Below are 18,133 nucleotides of genomic sequence, written 5' to 3'. Positions count from 1 at the left end.
TCAAAGAAGGTGCAACCTGTTTCGCGAGAATAAGTTGCACCCAAGCGATTTTTCCGGCGAACGCCCCGTTTTTGCTCCTTTTTGGAGCAAAAACCCATCGCGACAGAATTAAAAGCACCAAGCGGAAGCGCCGCCCAGGGACCGGAAATTAATTCCTGATGAGCTGCCTATTATTCCGATAAAAAACAGGTTGCACCCGGTTGCACCTCTCTCGGCTCACGGCTAATCTTGCCGCCAGCTGATGCCACGCAACCGTGGTAAACATGAGGATAAAAATATGGCTACCACCACCCTTGGGGTCAAACTCGACGACCCGACCCGCGAACGCCTGAAGGCTGCCGCAACCTCGATCGATCGCACGCCGCACTGGCTGATCAAGCAGGCAATTTTCAATTACCTGGAAAAACTCGAGGGTGGTGCAACCCTGACCGAGCTGAGCGGTTCGACCCGCACCGACGGCGATGACGCTGGCGAAGTGCAGACCGACCACGCTCACCAGTGCTTCCTCGAATTCGCCGAAAGCATCCTGCCGCAATCGGTGCTGCGCGCCTCGATCACCGCCGCCTACCGCCGCCCGGAACCGGAAGTGGTGCCGATGCTGCTGGAGCAGGCGCGCCTGCCGGCCACCATGGCCGAAGCCACCAACAAGCTGGCCGCGACCATCGCCGAAAAACTGCGCAACCAGAAGAGCGCCGGCGGCCGTGCCGGTATCGTCCAGGGCCTGCTGCAGGAATTCTCCCTGTCGTCCCAGGAAGGCGTGGCCCTGATGTGCCTGGCCGAAGCCCTGCTGCGCATCCCGGACAAAGGTACCCGTGACGCGCTGATCCGCGACAAGATCAGCACCGGCAACTGGCAGCCGCACCTGGGCAACAGCCCGTCGCTGTTCGTCAACGCCGCCACCTGGGGTCTGCTGCTGACCGGCAAGCTTGTGTCTACGCACAATGAGGCCGGCCTGACCTCGTCCCTGAGCCGCATCATCGGCAAGAGCGGCGAGCCGATGATCCGCAAGGGCGTCGACATGGCCATGCGCCTGATGGGCGAGCAGTTCGTCACCGGCGAAACCATCGCCGAAGCCCTGGCCAATGCGAGCAAGTTCGAAGCCAAGGGCTTCCGCTACTCCTACGACATGCTCGGCGAAGCGGCACTGACCGAGCACGACGCGCAGAAATACCTGGCGTCCTACGAGCAGGCCATCCATTCGATCGGCAAGGCGTCCCACGGCCGTGGCATCTATGAAGGCCCGGGCATCTCGATCAAGCTCTCGGCCCTGCACCCGCGCTACAGCCGCGCCCAGTACGAGCGCGTGATGGACGAGCTGTACCCGCGCCTGCTGTCGCTGACCCTGCTGGCCAAGCAATACGACATCGGCCTGAACATCGACGCCGAAGAGGCCGACCGCCTGGAGCTGTCGCTGGATCTGCTCGAGCGCCTGTGCTTCGAACCGCAGCTGACCGGCTGGAACGGCATCGGCTTCGTGATCCAGGCCTACCAGAAGCGCTGCCCGTATGTGATCGACTATGTGATCGACCTGGCGCGCCGCAGCCGTCACCGCCTGATGATCCGCCTGGTGAAAGGCGCCTACTGGGACAGCGAGATCAAGCGTGCCCAGGTCGAAGGCCTGGAAGGCTATCCGGTGTACACCCGCAAGGTGTACACCGACGTGTCCTATATCGCTTGCGCCCGCAAGCTGCTGTCGGTACCGGAAGTCATCTACCCGCAGTTCGCCACCCACAACGCCCACACCCTGTCGGCCATCTACCACATCGCCGGTCAGAACTATTACCCGGGCCAGTACGAGTTCCAGTGCCTGCACGGCATGGGCGAACCGCTGTACGAACAGGTGGTAGGCAAGGTCGCCGATGGCAAGCTGAACCGTCCGTGCCGCGTGTACGCCCCGGTCGGCACCCATGAAACCCTGCTGGCCTACCTGGTCCGCCGCCTGCTGGAAAACGGCGCCAACACCTCGTTCGTCAACCGCATCGCCGACCAGTCGATCTCCATCCAGGAACTGGTGGCCGACCCGGTCAGCCAGATCGAGCAGATGGCGACCCTGGAAGGTGGCTTCGGCCTGCCGCATCCGCGCATTCCATTGCCGCGTGATCTGTACGGCAGCGAGCGCGCCAACTCCGCCGGCATCGACATGGCCAACGAACACCGCCTGGCGTCCTTGTCCTGCGCCCTGCTGGCCACTGCCCACAACCACTGGAAAGCCGCGCCGATGCTCGGTTGCGCTTCCAGCAGCGAAACCCCGGCGCCGGTCTTGAACCCGTCCGATCACCGCGATGTGGTCGGCCATGTCCAGGAAGCCACGGTCGAAGACGTCGACAACGCCATCCAGTGCGCGCTGAACGCCGCGCCGATCTGGCAGGCCACGCCGCCGGCCGAGCGCGCCGCGATCCTCGAACGCGCCGCCGACCTGATGGAAGGCGAGATCCAGCCGCTGATGGGCCTGCTGGCCCGCGAAGCCGGCAAGACCTTCGCCAACGCCATCGCCGAAGTGCGTGAAGCCGTGGACTTCCTGCGCTACTACGCGGTGCAGGCTCGCAACGATTTCAGCAACGACGCGCACCGCCCACTGGGCCCGGTGGTCTGCATCAGCCCGTGGAACTTCCCGCTGGCGATCTTCAGCGGCCAGGTCGCCGCCGCCCTGGCCGCTGGCAACCCGGTACTGGCCAAGCCGGCCGAACAGACGCCACTGGTCGCCGCGCAAGCGGTTCGCCTGATGCTCGAAGCCGGCATTCCGGAAGGCGTGCTGCAACTGCTGCCGGGCCGTGGCGAAACCGTCGGTGCCCGCCTGGTCGGCGACGATCGGGTCAAAGGCGTGATGTTCACCGGTTCCACCGAAGTCGCGCGCCTGCTGCAACGCAACGTCGCCGGCCGCCTGGACGCCCAGGGCCGACCAATCCCGCTGATCGCCGAAACCGGTGGCCAGAACGCGATGATCGTCGACTCCTCGGCCCTGACCGAACAAGTGGTGATCGACGTCGTCTCCTCGGCCTTCGACAGCGCCGGCCAGCGTTGCTCGGCCCTGCGCGTACTGTGCCTGCAGGAAGACTCTGCCGACCGCGTGATCGAAATGCTCAAGGGCGCCATGGCGGAAAGTCGCCTGGGCAACCCCGAGCGCCTGTCCGTGGACATCGGCCCGGTGATCGACGCCGAAGCCAAGGCTGGCATCGAGAAACACATCCAGGCGATGCGCGACAAAGGCCGCAGCGTGTATCAGGTGGCGATCGCCGATGGCGAAGAGATCAAGCGCGGCACCTTCGTGATGCCGACCCTGATCGAGCTGGAAAGCTTCGACGAACTGCAACGGGAGATCTTCGGCCCGGTGCTGCACGTGGTGCGCTACAAGCGCAAGGACATCGACCAGCTGATTGCGCAGATCAACGCTTCCGGCTACGGCCTGACCCTCGGCGTGCACACCCGCATCGACGAGACCATCGCCAAGGTGATCGACAACGTCAACGCCGGTAACGTCTACGTCAACCGCAACATCGTCGGTGCCGTGGTCGGTGTGCAGCCATTCGGCGGCGAAGGCCTGTCGGGCACTGGCCCGAAAGCCGGCGGCCCGCTGTACCTGTACCGCCTGCTGTCGACCCGTCCGACCGACGCCATCGAGCAGTCGTTCGCCCGTGGCGATGCCCTGAACGCCCCGGACGTGCGCCTGCGCGATGCCATGAGCAAGCCGCTGAACGCCCTGCAAGCCTGGGCCGACAGCAACAAGCTGGCGGACCTCAGCGCCCTGTGCGTACAGTTCGCGGCGCAGTCGCAGAGCGGTGTCACCCGCGTCCTGGCGGGCCCGACCGGGGAACGCAACAGCTACGCCATCCTGCCGCGCGAACACGTGCTGTGCCTGGCGGAAGTCGAAGGCGACCTGCTGACTCAACTGGCTGCGGTCCTGGCCGTGGGTGGCTCGGCGGTCTGGCCGGAAGGCGAACCGGGCAAAGCGCTCTACGCCCGCCTGCCTGCGGAGGTGCAAGCGCGCATCAAGCGCGTGGCCGACTGGACCAAGGACGACGTGGTGTTCGACGCGGTCCTGCATCACGGTGATTCCGACCAGCTGCGCGCGGTCTGCCAGCAAGTGGCCAAGCGTGCCGGCGCCATCGTTGGGGTTCACGGCCTGTCGCAAGGCGAAACCTCGATTGCCCTGGAACGCCTGGTGATCGAGCGCGCCTTGAGCGTCAACACCGCGGCGGCCGGCGGTAACGCCAGCCTGATGACCATCGGCTGAAGCCGATAGTCCGCGGCATGAAAAAGGGCGCCCTCACCGGCGCCCTTTTTTTGCCCGATGCAATTCCCTGTAGCCGCTGCCGCAGGCTGCGATCGACCGGAACGGCCGTAGCGATTTCATTGCCGCCGAAGTCCCTGCGGGACTTATCGCAGCCTTCGGCAGCGGCTACAGAGGCTGTGCCTGTTTGGCATCTTTATCACCCGTATCAATCTTGCTGTTCAGCGTTTATTCACCCGCCTAGACTCGGCTCATTCCCTATAAAGCAGGTAGGCCGCCATGTCCGAGACGTTGCTCAGTTCCCGCAATCTGGCTTTCGAGCTGTATGAGGTCCTCGATGCCGAGGGCCTGACCCAGCGCGAGCGATTCGCCGAGCACAACCGGGAAACCTTCGACGCCGCCCTCGGCACCGCGCGCAGCATCGCCGAGAAATTCTTTGCCCCGCACAACCGCAAGGGCGACGAAAACGAGCCACGTTATGAAGACGGCAAGGCGATCCTGATTCCGGAAGTCAAACCCGCGGTCGATGCCTTTCTCGAAGCCGGCTTCCTCAACGCCGCACGCAGCTTCGAGGCCGGCGGCATGCAGCTGCCGACGCTGTTGTCCCAGGCCTGCTTCGCGCACTTCCAGGCGGCCAACGCAGCCTCCACGTCCTACCCCTTCCTGACCATGGGCGCGGCCAACCTGATCGAAAGCTTCGGCACCGACGAGCAGAAACGGCGCTTCCTGCAGCCGATGATCGACGGGCGCTTCTTCGGCACCATGGCCCTGACCGAGCCCCATGCCGGCTCGTCGCTGGCGGATATCCGCACCCGCGCCGAACCGGCGGCGGACGGCACCTACCGGCTCAAGGGCAACAAGATCTTCATCTCCGGCGGCGATCACCCGCTGTCGGAAAACATCGTGCATATGGTGCTGGCCAAGCTGCCGGACGCGCCGGCCGGGGTGAAAGGCATCTCGCTGTTCATCGTGCCCAAGTTCCTGGTCAACGACGACGGCAGCCTGGGCCAGCGCAACGACGTGTTGCTGGCCGGGCTGTTCCACAAGATGGGCTGGCGCGGCACCACCTCCACGGCGCTGAACTTCGGCGATAACGGGGGGTGTGTCGGCTATCTGGTGGGCAAGCCGCACCACGGCCTGAGCTACATGTTCCAGATGATGAACGAGGCGCGGATCGGCGTCGGCATGGGCGCGGTGATGCTCGGCTACGCCGGCTACCTGTACTCCCTGGAATACGCCCGCGAACGCCCGCAAGGTCGCCTGCCGGACAGCAAGGACCCGACTACCGCGCCGGTGTCGATCGTCCAGCACGCCGACGTCAAGCGCATGCTGCTGACCCAGAAGGCCTATGTCGAAGGCGCTTTCGACCTCGGTCTGTACGCCGCGCGGCTGTTCGACGACACCACCACCCTGGCCAGTGAAGACCAGCGCAAGCAAGCCCACGAACTGCTGGACCTGCTGACGCCCATCGTCAAATCCTGGCCCTCGGAGTTCTGCCTGAAGGCCAACGAACTGGCGATCCAGATCCTCGGCGGCCACGGCTACACCCGCGAATACCCGGTGGAACAGTATTACCGCGACAACCGCCTGAACCCGATCCATGAAGGCACCCACGGCATCCAGTCACTGGACCTCCTGGGGCGCAAGCTGGCGCAGAACGGCGGTGCGGGCCTGAAACAACTGATCCGCCTGATCGCCGATACCAGCGAGCGGGCCCGGGCCCACGACGCCCTGACGGCGCTGCGCCAACCGCTGGAAAAACTGGTGGCGCGCCTGCAAAGCGTGACCCTGGGCCTGCTCAGCGACCTGGCCCAGGGCAAGGTCAACAGCAGCCTGGCCAACTCGGCGCTGTACCTGAAAGCCTTCGGTCATGCGGTGATCGGCTGGCGCTGGCTGGAACAGGCGATTCGCGCGCAGGAAGGCCTGGCCAAGGGCAACCCGGCGGATGTGGGTTTCTACAAGGGCAAGCTGCAGGCGGCGCGTTACTTCCTGACCTGGGAAGTGCCGGCCTGTCATCACGAACTGGCCTTGCTGGAAGCGCGGGACGATACCTGCCTGGGCATGCAGGACGAGTGGTTCTGAAGCGCTAAAAGCATCGCGAGCAATCGAGCGCCGCCCGGCTGCTCGCGAAAACAATCAGTCCGACACAACCGCAACGGCGTTGCAGGTTGTGGGTAAACCCATCAGTTCTGGCTGATGGTCTTGGAGATCACTTCGACCGTGGCGCTGACTTGCTCTTGGTAACGGTCGAGCTCCTGCTGATGACGCTTTTGCATCTCGAGCTGCTGGGAGCACAGGTTCATCGCCGCCAGCACCAGCAAGCGGTCACCGATCAGCGTCGGGTATTTCTTCTTGGTCTCGGCCAGGGTGGCCTTCAACATCAATGCGGCGTCCAGCAGGGTCTGCTCTTCCCCGGCCGGCGCCTTGATCGAGTAGTCCTCGCCGAGAATCGAGACGACTTTTACCCCGTCGGCACCCTGCCTCATGCGCTGACAGGACCGGCGCTGACGCGCTCGACCAAGGCCTGGATGCGGGCCGCGGTGGCGCCTTGTTTCTCTTCCTGTTCCATCAGGCTCAGTTGCAGGCTTTCGTTCTCATCCTTGGCCTGGGCCAGTTCTGCCTTGAGGGTTTCGTTCGTGCCCGACAGTTCCTGGTTCTGTTGCACCAGATCACTGACAAGCTGTTCCAATTGGCTTAGGGATGCTTCCAACATTTTGATTTTCCGAGCATTTTTCAAAGGGCGCGTACGATAAAGAAAAGTCACCCCGGATGCCAGATTTTCCCGGCGCAACGCCTTGATTTGCCTGGCGGGTGACCTTGCCTGCGAACTTTAAAGACTGTCATTCCCCCATCTGGTTCCTGACACTTCGTCGCTCATCAGATCTTTCTGAAACTCTCGCTCCTGCTTCAAGAATCCATTTTTCCGCGCGATAGGTCTGGGGAGCCCTATCAACCACCGCGGCATGGATTGCGCATTCTCGAGGTAGATCCCCATGTCTCTTCGCAACATGAACATTGCACCGAGGGCATTTCTCGGCTTTGCATTCATCGGCTGCCTGATGCTGTTCCTGGGCATCTTCGCCCTGAACCAGATGAGCAAGATTCGCGCGGCGACCGTCACCATTTCCACCGACAACATGCCCAGCATCCAGAGCATCGATGAGTTCACCCAGCAGATGCTGCGCCTGCAAGTGCTGTCCTATCGCCTGGTGATCAACCGCGGTCCCGAGGTCCAGGCCAAGACCCGCGAGTCGCTCGAACTCGGCAACCAGCAGATCGAAAAAATCCGCACCACCTATGAAAAGCTGGTCAGCAGCCCGGAGGAAAGCGAGGCCTACGACCACTACCTCAAGCTGCTGGCCGAATACCGCAAGCTCGAAGAGCGCATCAAAGAGCTGTCGCGCAACAACCAGCTGGGTGAGCTGCAAGAGGTGCTGAACAACGAGTTGATGAAGAACTCGCAGCAGATCAACAAGGTTCTGAACCTGCTGGTACAGATCAACAGCCAGCGCTCCAAGGACGCCAACGAGCAGGCCGCCGAGGAATACGCTTCGGCATTCAACCTGGTAGTCGCCCTGCTGGTTCTGTCCACCACCCTGACCGTGGTGTTTGCCTGGTTGCTGACCCGCAGCATTACCCAACCCATCGCCAGCGCCTTGCATGCCGCGGAACACATCGCCGAAGGCGACCTCACCCAAAGCATCCGGGTCAACGGGCGCGACGAACCCGGACGCCTGCTGCAGGCCATGGCGAGCATGCAGGAAAAACTGCGTCAGACCTTGTTGCATATTTCCGGCTCCGCCAGCCAGTTGGCTTCCGCCGCGGAAGAACTGAATAGCGTCACCGACGAAAGTGCCCGCGGCCTGACCCAGCAGAACAACGAAATCGAACAGGCCGCCACCGCCGTGAACGAGATGACCTGCGCCGTCGAAGAAGTCGCGCGCAACGCCGTGAGCACCGCCGAGGCCTCGAACGACGCCACCCAGTCGGCCAGCGAAGGCCGCAACCTGGTGCGCGAGACCGTCAGCGCCATAGAGCTGATGAGCAGCGAAGTGCAGAGTTCGGCCAACAGGATCAGCGAACTGGCCGAGGAATCGCGCGACATCGGCAAGGTGCTGGACGTGATCCGCGGCCTGGCCGACCAGACCAACCTGCTGGCCTTGAACGCCGCGATAGAAGCCGCCCGGGCCGGCGATGCCGGACGCGGGTTCGCCGTGGTCGCCGATGAAGTACGTGCCCTGGCCCACCGCACCCAGCAGTCCACCAGCGAAATCGAGCGCATGATCGGCAGCATCCAGAGCGGCACCGAGCATGCCGTCGAGTCGATGCGCACCAGCACCGAGCGCGCCGACTCGACCCTGAGCATCGCCCGCGGCGCCGGCGGTGCCCTGGACACCATCAACACCGCGGTCAACGAAATCAACGAGCGCAACCTGGTCATCGCCAGCGCCGCCGAGGAACAGGCCCTGGTGGCCCGCGAAGTGGACCGCAACCTGGTGAACATCCGCGACCTGTCGGTGCAATCGGCCACCGGCGCCAACCAGACCAGCGATGCCAGCCACGAGCTGTCACGCCTGGCCGTGGACCTGAACGGCATGGTGGCGCGATTCACCCTGTAATGCCCGGCCAATCGCGCTGATCGCCACCTGCGCCAGCCACTGCGGAACGCCATGAAGTCCGTCGGTGGCCGGCGCCAGGCGACGCTTTTCCGCCGCCTGTAAACAGGCGCAAAAGCTTTTTGACAGCATCGTATTTCAACAGGTTAGAATCGCTGGCACGCAGACTGCATGGTCAGTTTGTGCCCGCCTTTCTGCTTCTGGAGTACTGCCTTTGAATGCGACGACCATCAACAGCCTGTTCTTGATCGGCGCGTTGCTGGTAGGTGCGAGCATTCTGGTGAGTTCCCTTTCGTCCCGCCTCGGCATCCCGATCCTGGTGATCATCCTGGCCGTGGGCATGGCCGCCGGCGTCGACGGTGGCGGCATCATCTTCAACAACTATCCGACGGCTTACCTGGTGGGTAACCTCGCACTCGCGGTGATCCTCCTCGACGGCGGCCTGCGCACCCGGGTCTCGAGCTTCCGTGTGGCGTTGTGGCCCGCCTTGTCGCTGGCCACCGTCGGCGTGATGATCACCACCGGCCTGACCGGCATGGCGGCCGCCTGGCTGTTCGACCTGAACCTGATCCAGGGCCTGCTGATCGGCGCCATCGTCGGCTCCACCGACGCCGCGGCGGTGTTCTCGCTGCTGGGCGGCAAGGGCCTGAACGAACGGGTCACCGCCAGCCTGGAGATCGAGTCGGGCAGTAACGATCCGATGGCGGTGTTCCTCACCGTGACCCTGATCGACATGCTCGCCAGCGGCCAGACCGGCCTGCACTGGAGCCTGTTGGGGCATCTGCTGCGCGAGTTCGGCATCGGCGGCCTGATCGGCCTGAGCGGCGGCTGGCTGATGCTGCAACTGGTGAACCGCATCAACCTGGCCACCGGCCTGTACCCGATCCTGGTGATCGCCGGCGGCCTGGTGGTCTTCGCCCTGACCAACGCCCTGCACGGCAGCGGCTTCCTCGCGGTGTACCTGTGCGGCCTGGTGATCGGCAACCGCCCGGTGCGCAGCCGCCACGGCATCCTGCATATGCTCGACGGCATGGCCTGGCTGTCGCAGATCGGCATGTTCCTGGTGCTGGGCCTGCTGGTCACGCCCCACGACCTGTTGCCCATCGCCCTGCCGGCGCTGGGCCTGGCGCTGTGGATGATCCTGTTCGCCCGTCCGCTGTCGGTGATGGTCGGCCTGTTGCCGTTCAAGGCCTTCCACGGCCGCGAGAAAGCCTTTATTTCCTGGGTCGGCCTGCGTGGCGCGGTACCGATCATTCTCGCAGTGTTCCCGTTGATGGCCGGGCTGCCCGAGGCCCAGCTGTACTTCAACCTGGCCTTCTTTATCGTGCTGGTGTCCCTGCTGGTGCAAGGCACCAGTCTGCCGTGGGTCGCCAAGTTGCTGAAAGTCACGGTGCCACCGGAGCCGGCGCCGATCTCCCGCGCCGCCCTGGAGGTGCATGTCACCAGCGAATGGGAGCTGTTCGTCTACCGCCTCGGCGCGGAAAAATGGTGCATCGGCGCGGCGTTGCGCGAGCTGAAAATGCCCGAAGGCACCCGTATCGCCGCCCTGTTTCGTCACCAGCAACTGCTCCATCCGTCGGGTAGTACGGTGCTGGAAGCCGATGATTTGCTCTGCGTCATCGGCCATGAACACAACCTGCCGGCCCTTGGAAAACTCTTCAGCCAGGCGCCGCAACGGGGCCTCGATCTGCGCTTCTTCGGCGACTTCGTTCTCGAAGGCGACGCCCAGCTGGGCGCGGTTTCGGCGCTGTACGGACTCAAGCTCGAAGGGCTCGATCCGGACATGCCACTGAGCCGCTTCATCACCCAGAAAGTGGGGGGTGCTCCAGTGGTCGGCGACCAGGTGGAATGGAACAACACCATCTGGACGGTTGCCGTGATGGAGGGGAACAAGATCAGCAAAGTGGGCGTCAGATTCCCCGAAGGAAGTCGCCCGGGCCCCGGACTCTTCCTCTAAACTGCCTAACTTCTCATCCAGCTTGACCGGTCTCTATGCCAACCCTGCGTACCCTTTTCGCCATTGCCCTGCTGGGCCTGAGCCTTTCTGTCGGCCCACTGCAAGCGGCCGAGCCGCCCAGTGCCGAGTCCGTCCAGCAGAGCCTGGATAAAATCGCCGAGCGCAAATTGCCGGAGGCCGATCAAAAGGCCCTGCAAGCGGTGCTGCAACAGACGCTGACCCTGCTGTCGAACAAGCAGGATTACGAACAGCGCCTGAACGATCTCAAGCAGCAGCTGAGCAATGCCCCGCGCCAGACCAGCGAAAACCAGCGCGAGCTGACCCGCCTGAAAGCCACCAAGGTGGTGCCGGTGGCCCAGCGCTACGCCAACCTGCCGGTGTCGCAGCTCGAACAACTGCTGACCGAACGCACCACCCAGCAGGGCGACATGCAGAAAGCCCTGGCCGAGGCCAACAGCCTGGCCATTACCGCGCAGACCCGCCCCGAACGCGCCCAGGCCGAGATCAGCAGCAGCCAGACCCGCACCCAGCAGATCAATACGATCCTCAAGAACGGCAAGGACTCCGGCAAGCCGATCAACGCCGACCAGCGCAATCAGCTCAATGCCGAACTGGCGGCGATCAACGCGCTGATCCCGTTGCGCCGCCAGGAGCTGGCCGGCAACAGCCAGCTGCAGGACCTGGGCAACAGCCAGCACGACCTGCTGATGGAAAAGACCGCGCGCCTGGAGCAGGAAATCCAGGACCTGCAGACCCTGATCAACCAGAAGCGCCTGGCCCAGTCCCAGGAAACCGTCACCCAGCAATCGATCGAAGCGCAAAAGGCCGGCAGCAGCAGCCTCCTGGCCACCGAAAGCGCGGCCAACCTGAAGCTCTCCGACTATCTGCTCAAAAGCACCGACCGCCTCAATGAGCTGACCCAGCAGAACCTGCAGACCAAGCAGCAACTCGACAGCGTGACCCAGAGCGATGCCGCGCTGGACGAGCAGATCAGCGTGCTCAAGGGCAGCCTGCTGCTGTCGAAGATCCTCTATAAACAGAAGCAGGCGCTGCCGCACCTGCGGCTCGACCGCGACCTGGCGGACCAGATCGCCGACATCCGCCTGTATCAGTTCGAGGTCAACCAGCAACGCGAACTGATCAGCAGCCCCAGCAGCTATGTCAACAACCTGCTGGCGACCCAGCCGTCCGAGCAAATCACCCCGCAGCTGCGCAAAACCCTGCTGGACCTGGCCATCACCCGTGCCGACCTGCTGGAACGCCTGAGCCGCGAGCTGAGCGCCCTGCTCAACGAATCCATCACCCTGCAGCTCAATCAGAAGCAGCTGCTGAGCACCTCGCAAAGCCTGCGCGCGACCCTCGACGAACAGATGTTCTGGATTCCCAGCAACAAGCCGCTGGACGGCGAATGGCTGCAAGCTGTGCCGCTGCGCCTGGAAAAACAGGTCACCACCCTGCCCTGGTCGTCCAGCCTGAGCGAGCTGGCCGACGGCCTGGCGCAACGGCCGCTGCTGTTCCTGCCATTGCTGCTCCTGATCGCGGCCCTGCTGTGGCGGCGCAAGAACCTGTACCAGCGCCTGACCAAGGTTCACAAGGACATCGGTCACTTCAAGCGCGACAGCCAATGGCACACGCCGCAGGCGATCCTGGTCAACATCCTGCTGGCGATGCCGGTCGCCCTCGGCCTGGCGCTGTGCGGCCTGGCCTTGCAGATCGACGCCCGCGGACAGAATGCCAACCTCGGCGCGGCGCTGTTGCAGATGGCCCAGGCCTGGCTGGTGTTCTATACCGCCTACCGGATCCTCGCCCCCGGCGGCGTGGCGGAACTGCACTTTCGCTGGGAAAAGCCCCAGGTCGAATTCCTCCAGGGCTGGATCCGCCGCCTCGGGCTGGTGGTCATGGCCCTGGTGGCCGTGGTCGCCGTGGCCGAACATCAACCGGCGGCACTGGCCGATGACGTACTCGGCATCGCCGTGGTCCTGACCTGCTACGCCCTGATGGCCTGGCTGCTCAGCCGCCTGCTGCTGAGCAGCCCGACGCACCAGAACGCCTCGCTGTTCCGCAAGGCGGTGGCGGTGCTGTTCACCGCGCTGCCGATCGCCTTGTTCATCGCCGTGTGCTTCGGCTACTACTACACCGCGCTGAAGCTCAGCGACCGCCTGATCAATACCCTGTACCTGCTGATGTTCTGGCTGGTGATCGAAGCCACTTTCGTCCGCGGACTGGGCGTCGCCGCCCGGCGCCTGGCCTACCAGCGGGCCCTGACCAAACGCCAGGCCGCCAAGGAAAGCGGCGACGGCGAAGCAGTGGTCGAAGAGCCGACCCTGGACATCGAGAAGGTCAACGAACAATCCCTGCGCCTGATCCGCCTGGCCCTGCTCGGTGGTTTCATGGCCGGGCTGTACTGGGTCTGGTCGGACCTGATCAGCGTGTTCTCCTACCTGGACAACATCACCCTCTACGAATACACCAGCGGCACCGGCGCCAACATGAGCATGGTGCCCATCAGCATCGGCGACATGCTCGGCGCGCTGATCATCGTCGGCATCACCTTCGCCCTGGCGCGCAACCTGCCGGGGCTGCTGGAGGTGCTGGTGCTGTCCAGGCTGAACCTGGCCCAGGGCAGCGCCTACGCGACCACCACGCTGCTGTCCTATGTGATTGCCGGCGTCGGCTTCGTCTCGACCCTGTCGACCCTCGGCGTCAGCTGGGACAAGTTACAGTGGCTGGTGGCTGCGCTGTCGGTGGGCCTGGGCTTCGGCATGCAGGCGATCTTCGCCAACTTCATCTCCGGCATCATCATCCTGTTCGAGCGGCCGGTACGCATCGGCGACACCATCACCATCGGCAATCTGTCGGGCACGGTGAGCAGGATCCGCATCCGCGCCACCACCATCACCGACTTCGATCGCAAGGACATCATTGTCCCGAACCAGACCTTCATCACCGGGCAACTGATCAACTGGTCGCTGACCGACACCGTCACCCGGGTGACCCTCAAGCTCGGCGTCGACTACGGCTCGGACCTGGACCTGGTCAAGGAACTGCTGCTCAAGGCGGCCCGCGATAACCCGCGGGTCCTGAAAGAGCCCGAGCCCCATGTGTACTTCCTCAACTTCGGCGAAAGCACCCTGGACCACGAATTGCGCATGCACGTGCGCGAGCTGGGGGACCGCAACCCGGTGCTCGACGAGGTCAACCGCTTCATCAACCGCGAGTTCAAGAAGCAGCACATCAACATCTCGTTCCGCCAGATGGAGGTCTACCTGAAGAACCTCCATGGCCAGGAATACAAGATGGTGCCCATCGAGCCGGAGACCAAGACCATTGTCCCGCTGCCCGACGGCAAACCGCTGCAGGAACCGCCTCCCAGCAGGCTCGACTAAGGACGCTATCCCTAGCAGAATGCTCGGACATTCTGCTGGAGATGGCCGTTGAAAGCCCTCGACGAACTGACCTTCGACAATCGCTTCGCCCGCCTGGGCGATGCGTTCTCAACCCATGTGCTGCCCGAGCCGATCGACCGCCCACGCCTGGTGGTGGCCAGCCCGGCGGCCATGGCGCTGCTGGACCTGGACCCCGGTGCTGCCGAAAGCCCGGTGTTCGCCGAACTGTTCGGCGGGCACAAGCTGTGGGCTGAAGCGGAACCCCGGGCGATGGTCTATTCCGGGCATCAGTTCGGCTCCTACAACCCTCAGTTGGGCGATGGTCGCGGCTTGCTGCTGGGCGAGGTGTACAACGCCGCCGGCGAGCACTGGGACCTGCACCTCAAGGGCGCCGGCCAGACCCCCTACTCGCGCATGGGCGATGGCCGCGCCGTACTGCGTTCATCGATCCGCGAGTTCCTGGCTTCCGAGGCGCTGCACGCCCTGGGTATTCCAACCACCCGGGCGCTGTGCGTGATCGGCTCCGACACCCCGGTCTGGCGTGAGAAACAGGAACGCGCGGCGATGCTGCTGCGCATGTCGCCCAGCCATGTCCGCTTCGGCCACTTCGAATACTTCTATTACACAAAACGCCCCGAGCAGCAGAAACAGCTGGGCGAGCACGTGCTGGCGATGCACTTTCCCGAGTGCCTGGAGCAGCCCGAACCCTACCTGGCGATGTTCCGCGAAGTGGTCGAGCGCAATGCCGAACTGATCGCCAAGTGGCAGGCCTACGGTTTCTGCCACGGGGTGATGAACACCGACAACATGTCGATTCTCGGCGTGACCTTCGACTTCGGGCCGTTCGCCTTCCTCGACGATTTCGATGCGCATTTCATCTGCAACCATTCCGATGACCAGGGGCGCTACTCGTTCAGCAACCAGGTGCCAATCGGCCAGTGGAACCTCAGCGCCCTGGCCCAGGCGCTGACGCCCTTCATCAGTGTCGAGGCCCTGCGGGAAACCCTCGGCCTGTTCCTGCCGCTGTTCCAGGCCCATTACCTGGACCTGATGCGCCGCCGCCTCGGCCTGACCAGCGCCGAAGACGAGGATCAGAAGCTGGTGGAACGGCTGCTGCAACTGATGCAGGGTAGCGGCGTGGACTACAGCCTGTTCTTCCGTCGCCTGGGGGATGAGCCGGCGGAACTGGCCCTGGCCCGGCTGCGCGACGACTTCGTCGACCGCCAGGGCTTCGATGCCTGGGCCGATCTGTACAAGGCCCGGGTCGCCCGTGATCCGATCCAGGGTCAGGAGCTGCGCCGGGAACGCATGCACGCGGTCAACCCGCTGTACATCCTGCGCAATTACCTGGCACAGAAGGCTATCGACGCCGCCGAACAAGGGGACTACTCCGAGGTGCGCCGCCTGCACGCGGTGCTGAGCAAGCCGTTCGAACAACAGGCCGGCATGGACAGCTACGCCGAACGACCGCCCGAATGGGGCAAGCACCTGGAAATCAGTTGCTCGTCCTGACCCTCAGATAAAGACCTCGGCCGAAACACCGAAGCGCTCGGCCAGCCAGCGGATCTGCCGCAGGTTGAGCTGGCGCTTGCCGCTCAATACTTCCGAAACCACCGACTGTGCACCCACGCCTGGCAGATCGCTCTGGGTCAGGCCGTGTTCGTGCATCAGGGAGCGCAAGACGTCAACACCACTGGCTATCGGCATCGGTCGATGCTCTTCGTCGTAGGCTTCGATCCAGTCGCCGATGATGTCCACCAGCGAAGTCACTGGATGGTTCTCGTCCTCTCCCATGAGATCCAGCAGTTCATCCAGCGCCGCGACCAATGCATCGTAATCGGCTTCGGTCTTGGGTTTACGCAACACAGGCGCCACGAAATGCCAATGATCCGCCGCCTGCTTCACCAGAACGTTCATCTGGTCTCCTCCTTCCACCTGCCTTTGTCGTATTCGTGATGGTCCAGCACGTGCCTGATATAGAGACGTCGTACTTCATAACGCACCACGGCGATGATTCGTAACTTGTTGCCACCAATATCGAAGACGTGAAACGCCCCCACTTTGTCGGTGGCCGGAAATACCGCCTTGATGGCTGCAAAATCGGCCGGATTGAGGCTTTTGGCTTTTCTGTACCAGGTTTCCAGCGCATTGGCCGATTGTGGCCAGCGGCTCTTGGCCTCCCAGATTCGTTTGGCGGTGATGATATGCATGCAATGTCCCTATCGCATATTGCTATAGACGGTAGTGTCGGAAGCGTGCCATAGCAAGTTGCTATGCGCCTGAACAGACCAACGGCATAAACCCGCGGCTCCGTTTCAGCCTAGATTCGCCAGCCGCCACGCAGCTCAAAGATGTATGAAGGAATGCAACAGACTCGCCCCTCGCTTGATAAACCCCGCGCCAGACTCCAGATCATGCCCATCGCCCACTTTCCTGGAGCCCCCCTCATGTCCGATCCACTGCTAATCCCCTGCCCTCACTGCAACGGCCTCAACCGCATCCCCGCCGAGCGCCTGGGCGATCAGCCCAAATGCGGGCGCTGCAAAGGCCAGGTGTTGCTGAACCAGCCTTTCGAACTGAAACAAGGCGACTACGCCAGCCAGATCAAGGGCGACCTGCCGTTGCTGGTGGATGTCTGGGCGGATTGGTGCGGGCCGTGCAAATCCTTCGCGCCGGTGTTCGAGCAGGCGGCGGCGCAATTGGCAGGCAAGTGCCGGCTGGCCAAGCTCGACAGCGAGGCCAACCAGCAATTGTCGGCGCAGTTGGGAATTCGCTCGATTCCGAGCCTGATTCTGTTCAAGAACGGACGGGAAGTGGCACGCCAGAGTGGCGCCTTCCCGTTACCGCAGCTGATGAGCTGGCTGCGTAGCCAGGGCATCTGACCGCTATCGAAATCGCCTTGAACTGTAGGAGCGAGGCTTGCCCGTGATAACGGTCTGACAGCCGACGACGATGTTGAATGTCAGGCACTCATCGCGGGTAGGCCCCGCTCCTACGGAAGAAGGTCAGGCGCTTTCCAGCAGGTTGTGCAGGTCAACGAACTGCTGGGTCAGCTTGTGCCGGGGGTCGAGGTGGATCAGCGGCAGGCTGGCCTGGTGGGATTCGCGCATGCGCACCGAACTGGCCAGGTACACCGGCAATACCGGCAGGCCCTCGGCGATCAGTTCATCGAGCATTTGCTGGGGCAGGCTGGCGCGGGCCTGGAACTGGTTGACCACGATGCCTTCGACCTGCAAATCCTCGTTGTGGTCGTCCTTGAGCTCTTCGATTTCCGCCAGCAGGCCGTACAGCGCCTGGCGGGAAAAGCTGTCGCAGTCGAAGGGAATCAATACGCGATCGGCGGCAATCAGCGCCGAAACCGCATAGAAGTTCAAGGCCGGCGGGGTGTCCAGGTAGATCCGGTCGTAGTCCTCGGCCAACTCGTCCAGCAGTTTGCGCAGCTTGTTGATCTTGTGCTTCGCCTCAAGCTTGGGCTGCAGATCCGCCAACTCGGCGGTGGCCGTCACCACATGCAGGTTGTCGAACGGCGTTTCGTAGATATCGACCTGATTCTTCTTCGAGAACGGTCCGGAAGACAGGGTCTGCTTGAAGAAGTCGGCGATCCCCATGGGGATGTCGTCGCCGGTCAGGCCGGTGAGGTATTGAGTGGAGTTGGCCTGGGCATCCAGGTCCACCAGCAGCGTGCGATACCCCTCGCTGGCGCTCACGGCCGCCAGATTGCAGGCAATGCTCGACTTGCCGACTCCCCCTTTCTGATTGAACACCACGCGCCGCATGTCAGAACCTCCCTGCATCAAAGATCACCGAGTGTAGTAGCCAGTACCGCCGCTTCGCTACCTCGCTGACGGCGGACCGCCAAACCAGTTCCAGTGGCCAGAATCAGCCTAGACTTTCTTGTAAAGCCCCCGCGCTCCCGACCTGTACCATTCGATAATGGCCAAATGAC

12 protein-coding genes and 1 pseudogene are annotated in these 18,133 nt (G+C 63.3%); 8 read left to right on the top strand and 5 right to left on the bottom strand.

Annotation, left to right across the window (positions count from 1 at the left end; genetic code table 11):
• The first annotated feature begins 277 nt into the window (after positions 1 to 277).
• Both putA and AC3RCP_RS03680 read left to right on the top strand, forming a co-directional pair.
• Positions 278 to 4,231, top strand: a complete 3,954-nt coding sequence (gene putA, locus AC3RCP_RS03685; protein WP_492571401.1) for a trifunctional transcriptional regulator/proline dehydrogenase/L-glutamate gamma-semialdehyde dehydrogenase — start codon at positions 278 to 280, stop codon at positions 4,229 to 4,231.
• Positions 4,232 to 4,507: 276 nt separating this feature from the next.
• Entirely contained in the window at positions 4,508 to 6,310 is a 1,803-nt protein-coding gene (locus tag AC3RCP_RS03680) for an acyl-CoA dehydrogenase (protein WP_101336644.1), read from the top strand.
• A gap of 101 nt (positions 6,311 to 6,411) precedes the next feature.
• Here AC3RCP_RS03680 and AC3RCP_RS03675 read toward each other — a convergent pair whose 3' ends face one another.
• Together AC3RCP_RS03675 and AC3RCP_RS03670 are read right to left on the bottom strand one after the other, a co-directional pair.
• Entirely contained in the window at positions 6,412 to 6,714 is a 303-nt protein-coding gene (locus AC3RCP_RS03675; RefSeq protein WP_009041856.1) for a cell division protein ZapA, read from the bottom strand.
• Positions 6,711 to 6,941, bottom strand: coding sequence for a hypothetical protein (locus AC3RCP_RS03670; protein ID WP_007926810.1), 231 nt, complete (start codon positions 6,939 to 6,941; stop codon positions 6,711 to 6,713). The genes AC3RCP_RS03675 and AC3RCP_RS03670 overlap by 4 nt, the downstream gene beginning before the upstream one ends.
• A gap of 280 nt (positions 6,942 to 7,221) precedes the next feature.
• Here AC3RCP_RS03670 and AC3RCP_RS03665 point away from each other — a divergent pair.
• The 5 genes and pseudogenes from AC3RCP_RS03665 to selO all read left to right on the top strand — a co-directional run.
• Positions 7,222 to 7,992 (top strand): annotated as a pseudogene (locus AC3RCP_RS03665) (MCP four helix bundle domain-containing protein); the annotation flags it as partial.
• The gene (locus AC3RCP_RS03660) at positions 7,975 to 8,847 is read left to right on the top strand and encodes a methyl-accepting chemotaxis protein (RefSeq protein ID WP_370686810.1); all 873 of its coding nucleotides are present in this window, start codon (positions 7,975 to 7,977) and stop codon (positions 8,845 to 8,847) included. The pseudogene AC3RCP_RS03665 and the gene AC3RCP_RS03660, both read left to right, overlap by 18 nt.
• 211 nt (positions 8,848 to 9,058) lie before the next feature.
• Positions 9,059 to 10,801, top strand: coding sequence for a potassium/proton antiporter (locus AC3RCP_RS03655; protein WP_007926822.1), 1,743 nt, complete (start codon positions 9,059 to 9,061; stop codon positions 10,799 to 10,801).
• A gap of 35 nt (positions 10,802 to 10,836) precedes the next feature.
• Positions 10,837 to 14,187 (top strand): mechanosensitive channel MscK, encoded by a 3,351-nt coding sequence (mscK, locus tag AC3RCP_RS03650; RefSeq protein WP_492571400.1) that lies wholly within the window; start codon positions 10,837 to 10,839, stop codon positions 14,185 to 14,187.
• 48 nt (positions 14,188 to 14,235) lie between these two features.
• Positions 14,236 to 15,699: a protein adenylyltransferase SelO gene (gene selO / locus AC3RCP_RS03645; RefSeq protein WP_492571399.1), complete on the top strand. Its 1,464-nt coding sequence runs from the start codon at positions 14,236 to 14,238 to the stop codon at positions 15,697 to 15,699.
• A 3-nt stretch (positions 15,700 to 15,702) separates the two neighbouring features.
• Here selO and AC3RCP_RS03640 read toward each other — a convergent pair whose 3' ends face one another.
• A complete protein-coding gene (locus AC3RCP_RS03640) occupies positions 15,703 to 16,104 on the bottom strand; it encodes a helix-turn-helix domain-containing protein (RefSeq protein ID WP_097134271.1) in 402 nt (133 codons plus the stop codon).
• On the bottom strand, positions 16,101 to 16,397 hold the full coding sequence (locus tag AC3RCP_RS03635; RefSeq protein WP_097134270.1) for a type II toxin-antitoxin system HigB family toxin: 297 nt from the start codon (positions 16,395 to 16,397) through the stop codon (positions 16,101 to 16,103). The genes AC3RCP_RS03640 and AC3RCP_RS03635 overlap by 4 nt, the downstream gene beginning before the upstream one ends.
• Positions 16,398 to 16,634: 237 nt before the next feature.
• On the opposite strand from AC3RCP_RS03635, the gene trxC reads away from it, so the two are divergent.
• Positions 16,635 to 17,069, top strand: coding sequence for a thioredoxin TrxC (gene trxC / locus AC3RCP_RS03630; protein ID WP_007926827.1), 435 nt, complete (start codon positions 16,635 to 16,637; stop codon positions 17,067 to 17,069).
• Between the two features lie 123 nt (positions 17,070 to 17,192).
• Here trxC and AC3RCP_RS03625 read toward each other — a convergent pair whose 3' ends face one another.
• Positions 17,193 to 17,963 carry a ParA family protein gene (locus AC3RCP_RS03625; protein ID WP_007926828.1) on the bottom strand — a complete coding sequence of 257 codons (771 nt, stop codon included), beginning with the start codon at positions 17,961 to 17,963 and terminating at the stop codon, positions 17,193 to 17,195.
• Between the last annotated feature and the right edge of the window lie 170 nt (positions 17,964 to 18,133).

The sequence above is a fragment of the Pseudomonas sp. GW822-FHT05A08 genome, from assembly GCF_058800485.1.
The sequence above is the reverse complement of the archived record's forward strand: the minus strand, read 5'-3'. Positions and strand labels throughout refer to the sequence as shown.